2 protein-coding genes are annotated in these 2,279 nt (G+C 61.7%); both read left to right on the top strand.

Annotation, left to right across the window (positions count from 1 at the left end; translation table 11 throughout):
- Positions 1-52: 52 nt before the first annotated feature.
- The gene (locus JNL55_RS31235) at positions 53-1,084 is read left to right on the top strand and encodes a FecR family protein (RefSeq protein ID WP_293863806.1); all 1,032 of its coding nucleotides are present in this window, start codon (positions 53-55) and stop codon (positions 1,082-1,084) included.
- Positions 1,071-2,279 (top strand): tetratricopeptide repeat-containing sulfotransferase family protein (locus JNL55_RS31230; RefSeq protein ID WP_293863803.1); only part of this gene is annotated, 1,209 nt, incomplete at its 3' end. The genes JNL55_RS31235 and JNL55_RS31230, both read left to right, overlap by 14 nt.

Raw genomic sequence — 2,279 nt, 5'->3', positions numbered from 1 at the left:
GTGGATATTCAATGACACAGGCGAAAGCCCAGGTCAGTCGATGAGGGTTGCCATGGACGAGCCAACGGACGTAAACCATCTGAGCGACGCATCCGATTGGCTGCTGCGTTTACGGGATGAGCAGGCGTCGCCTGAAGACATGGCGCAATGGCTGCAGTGGTACGAGGCCGACGAGCGTCACAAACAAGCGTTCGACGAGATGCAGGCGTTGTGGAATGAGGCGGGACGGCTGCCGGATCCGCCGCGTACGTTCGACGTCGATCGCATGATCGAAGAGACGGCCGCTGCCGCGCAGGTGCGTTCGATCAGTGGTGTGCCTCAGAGTTCGGCTGCACCTCGCAGGCGCATGTGGGTAGGAGCGGTCGCCGCCTCTGTTTTGGCTGCTGTGGTCGGATTCGCCTGGATCCAGTGGACCTCGCAGCCCGCCGCGCCGGTGTTGGTGCGCGAAGCTCATCTGCCCGATGGCTCGATGGTGCAGCTGGCTGCAAAGTCCAACATCACGACACAGTACACCGCAGAAGAGCGCGTTCTGGAAATGCCGGAACAAGCGGGCGAGGCGTATTTCTCGGTCGCCAAACATCAACAGCGGCCGTTCATCGTCAAAGTCGGTGCGCTACGGGTGCGGGCCGTCGGTACGGCATTCAATATTCGCCGCGCTCGCGAGCGTGTGGTCGTGACGGTGACGGAAGGTACAGTCGAAGTCTTTCGGCGTGACACGGCAAGTGGCAGCAACGGTTCCGCCGAAGTCTTGCGTGTCGTCGCTGGCCAGCAACTCGCCTGGACGATGTCGGGCGGGATGGCTCCAACCATCGAGAGCGCAGACACTGCCCAAGCGCTGGCGTGGCAGCAGGGCAGGCTGGAATACTTGAATGAGCCGCTGGCGGCGGTCATCGAAGACATCAATCGTTATTCGCAGCAGCGCCTGGTGCTTGGCGACGCAGAAGTGGGCGAGCTCACGTTCTCTGGTGCGGTGGCCACCGGCGATATCGGTGCCTGGTTGCAAGCGCTCCCGGGCGTTTTCCCGGTGGACCTGCAGAAGCAGGAGAGTGGTGACGTCGTGATCGTGAGTCGTGAGCAGCGCTAGCTTAGCCTCTCTTGCCGAAGCAGACGTCGAACTGGAGGCGGCGCTGCTTCGTCACAAGCGAGGCGAGGTCGAGTCCGCGTATCACAGCTATCGCAAAGTTCTGGCGCAGTACCCGGAGCACGCGACTGCAATTCACTATCTTGCATTGGTGGCTCAGCAGGCGGGGCGTACCGACGACGCCGAGCGGCTGTTGCGCCGGTCGATCGCACTGAAAGCTGACGACGCACGTGCCTACAACCATCTGGGGCAGGTGCTGCTGGCACAGGGACGATTCGACGACGCCATCGCATGTTTCGAAAACGGCCTGGCGCTGAACCCGCGGCACGTGGATTCCATCAACAATCTCGCGAATACACTCAAGACCCGCGGGCGACTCGGGGAGGCGATCGAGCTTTATCGAAGCGCGCTAGCCATCGATCCGCGAGCTACTGCCAGCTTGTACAACCTTGGCAATGCGTTGAAGGACGACGGGCTGTTTGACGAGGCGCTGCAGATGTTCGATCGGGCGCTCGAGTCGGCGCCCGAACATGTTTCGGCTCATCTGAACGTCGCCGTGCTGTTGGAGGAGAAAGGCCGCTTCGACGCAGCGATCGAACACTATCGCGCCGTGCTGAAAATCGAGCCTGGTCATGCCAAGGCGTTGTCGGGCCTGATGGCGATTCGTTCTTACGAGCCAGAGCCGGAAGTGGTGGCCGCGGCCCTGCGTGGGATCGACTCTCGTGATATCGACAACGACGGCCGCGTGAAGCTGCACTACGGGCTCGGCAAGCACTACGACCGTAATTCGCAGTTCGACCAGGCCTTCGAACATTTCGTCGCCGCGAATCAGATTCTGAAACGTCGCAGCGCGCCGTTTGACCGCAAGCGGGTGAGCGAGTCCGTCGATCGGACCATCGAGTTGTTCTCGGCGGAGTATTTCGCGCAGGTCGCTAGTGCCGGCGATTCAAGTTCTGAGCAGCCGGTATTCATCGTCGGCATGCCACGTTCTGGCAGTACGCTCACGGAGCACATCCTCGCGAGTCATCCCGACGTGTTCGGGGCTGGTGAGTTGCAAGAGCTGCCGCGGCTCGTGAAGGGGCTCGGTGCTGGCTATCCCGAAACTCTCCTGGCCATGACGGCAAGTGAGCGTCAGCTGCTTGCGGAACAGTATCTGGTTGCGCTGAGGAAGCATGCGCCGGCAGGGGTCGCCCGGATC

Source organism: Steroidobacter sp., from assembly GCF_016790065.1.
Lineage (GTDB): Bacteria > Pseudomonadota > Gammaproteobacteria > Steroidobacterales > Steroidobacteraceae > Steroidobacter.
Note: the sequence above shows the minus strand (reverse complement) of the source record. Positions and strands in the feature narration are given on the sequence as shown.

Excerpts from the sequence above, each read along its gene's own strand:
- JNL55_RS31235 (WP_293863806.1), top strand. The coding sequence starts at position 53 with ATGGACGAGCCAACGGACGTAAACCATCTGAGCGACGCATCCGATTGG.